Here is a 1,821-nt window from a genome sequence, read left to right on the forward strand (position 1 = left end):
GACCTGAAAGATCATCAGAAGTCGCGCTCGTCCTGCAACTAGCCACATCAAAACGGGGCAGAACCACTCAAGGGACAACTACGCCGGGGCCGTGCTCCGAACCGGGCATGCCTGTTTCCAGGCACCACGGCTCAAGCAAGCCCAAACGCTTCACAGAATCTGCTATTTGTTGCTGCCATCTCGTGCATGAAGCTGCTGATGGCATTCGGAATGAACGCGTCGAAGATTCTTGACTTCATCAGATCCGCCGTCTAGCCGGTAGGCGAAGTGGTGTTTGTGTAACCGCTTCTTCATCGCGTCGAACCAGTCGATCCACTCACGTGGGCTTTCCGGCTCGTATTCTGCTCCAACGATGAGCGCCTGACCGCAGAGCGGACAGAGTCCTTTCTGACGGGCTGCCAGAGTAAGGCTGATCTTGTCCATTGGCGGAGGTGTGCGCGTCCTGTGACGCTGACTCCAGTAGTTATGGAGCGCGGGATCGTCAGGTGACGAATTTCCCTTGACTAGTTGATGCCTTCTGATGTTGGTCCAGGCGAACTTGGAGATGTGCACCTGTGGTGCGGTCATCGAAGACCCAGTTATTGTTCTTGGACCGGTTGAGTCTGTCGAAGTACTTGTTGACGATCCAGTGCTTCGACTTCTTCGGGTGGGTGCGCTTGGCCCACTTGTAGGTGAGCGTCCACACGTAGCTGTCCAACGCTGAGAATGTTTTGCTGGATACCACCGTCCGGTAGTACGCAGACCAGCCCCTGACGATCGGGGAGAGTCTGCCGAGTACGACTGTGATGCTCTAGCCGAGGAGAGCTTGCATCTCGGAACGCAGTCGATTCCGGATTCTCTTCACCGTATCCTTGCTGGGCGTAATGATCAGGCTGTCGCCATGGCGTCGGACATTGAAGCCGAGGAAGTCGAACCCTCGGAAAGGTGAAGGATTCGTGTCTTCTCTTCGTTGAAGCGAAGACCTCGGGGTTCAAGCCAGTCGCCAAGCCGCGACTTGACCGTCTCAGCTTCCTCCTTGCTCGTGCAGAACACTGCAAGGAGAGTCGGCGGCGGGAATCGCACCCGCCGCCGCTCGCAGAGCCGTGCGGGAGCCTCTCGGCTCACACGGCTCCCATTGCCCAGCCGTCAGGTTTGAGGCTGAACCGCCAGTGGGCGAACATGTTGGGATACCGACGGGCAGTGCCCGCCAGCAGTTCTCCCGCTCGCTTCTCCCGGCAGCGTAGTCGTTTGTACTTCTGGCAAGCCCAGCCCACCAACATCCTGTTGATGCGCCGGAGGAGGGGATACAACATGGACTTGTAGAAGCGCCCGTAATAGTTGATCCAACCCTGCACGATGCTGTTGAACATCCGCGCAAGGTCCATCAGGGAATTGTCACTGCGGTTCGCGATGCGCCAGGAACGCAAAACCTTGCCCGCCTCCTTACTGACCGCGGGCAGGAAGCTCACAAAGCGCTTCCCGTACCGGTTCTTGGCCAGCCTGGGCCGGAACGTATACCCAAGGAACGTGAACGACGTGTGCTCATACGAGCCCCGCCGGTCCGCGTCCTTGCAATAGACGATGCGTGTCTTGTCCGGATGCAATTCCAGACCGACCTGCGCCAATCTTTGCGCAAGAGCATCCCGCACCAGGCGGGTACTACAGCCTCAGATCTTGTGACTGCTGATCGTTGATGTTGAACCGCCCCGGCGTGTCCGGAGACTCAGTTTGTTGGATGAGCGGCCCGGGGTAAGCATTCAGAAGGTCGGTCGCGTGTCCGTCTCCTGACGATGTGACAGGTGTGGGGTGGGTGCGGCAGGATCCGTGGTCATGTCGTCGGGG

The 1,821-nt window shown here is 58.4% G+C and carries 3 protein-coding genes; all 3 read right to left on the reverse strand.

Annotated elements, in window-relative coordinates; all coding sequences use genetic code 11:
* Positions 1 to 162: 162 nt before the first annotated feature.
* The 3 genes from ABZT03_RS44160 to ABZT03_RS44170 all read right to left on the reverse strand — a co-directional run bounded on the left by ABZT03_RS44160 (position 163) and on the right by ABZT03_RS44170 (position 1,628).
* Complete coding sequence (locus tag ABZT03_RS44160; protein WP_356049950.1) at positions 163 to 423, reverse strand: HNH endonuclease; 261 nt, start codon at positions 421 to 423, stop codon at positions 163 to 165.
* A gap of 58 nt (positions 424 to 481) precedes the next feature.
* Entirely contained in the window at positions 482 to 724 is a 243-nt protein-coding gene (locus ABZT03_RS44165) for a group II intron maturase-specific domain-containing protein (RefSeq protein ID WP_356049952.1), read from the reverse strand.
* A 376-nt stretch (positions 725 to 1,100) separates the two neighbouring features.
* Positions 1,101 to 1,628, reverse strand: a complete 528-nt coding sequence (locus tag ABZT03_RS44170) for a group II intron maturase-specific domain-containing protein (protein ID WP_356049954.1) — start codon at positions 1,626 to 1,628, stop codon at positions 1,101 to 1,103.
* Positions 1,629 to 1,821: the final 193 nt, after the last annotated feature.

It is taken from the genome of Streptomyces sp. NPDC005574 (genome assembly GCF_040605435.1).
Taxonomy (GTDB): domain Bacteria; phylum Actinomycetota; class Actinomycetes; order Streptomycetales; family Streptomycetaceae; genus Streptomyces.

Excerpts from the sequence above, each read along its gene's own strand:
- ABZT03_RS44160 (WP_356049950.1), bottom strand. The coding sequence starts at position 423 with ATGGACAAGATCAGCCTTACTCTGGCAGCCCGTCAGAAAGGACTCTGT.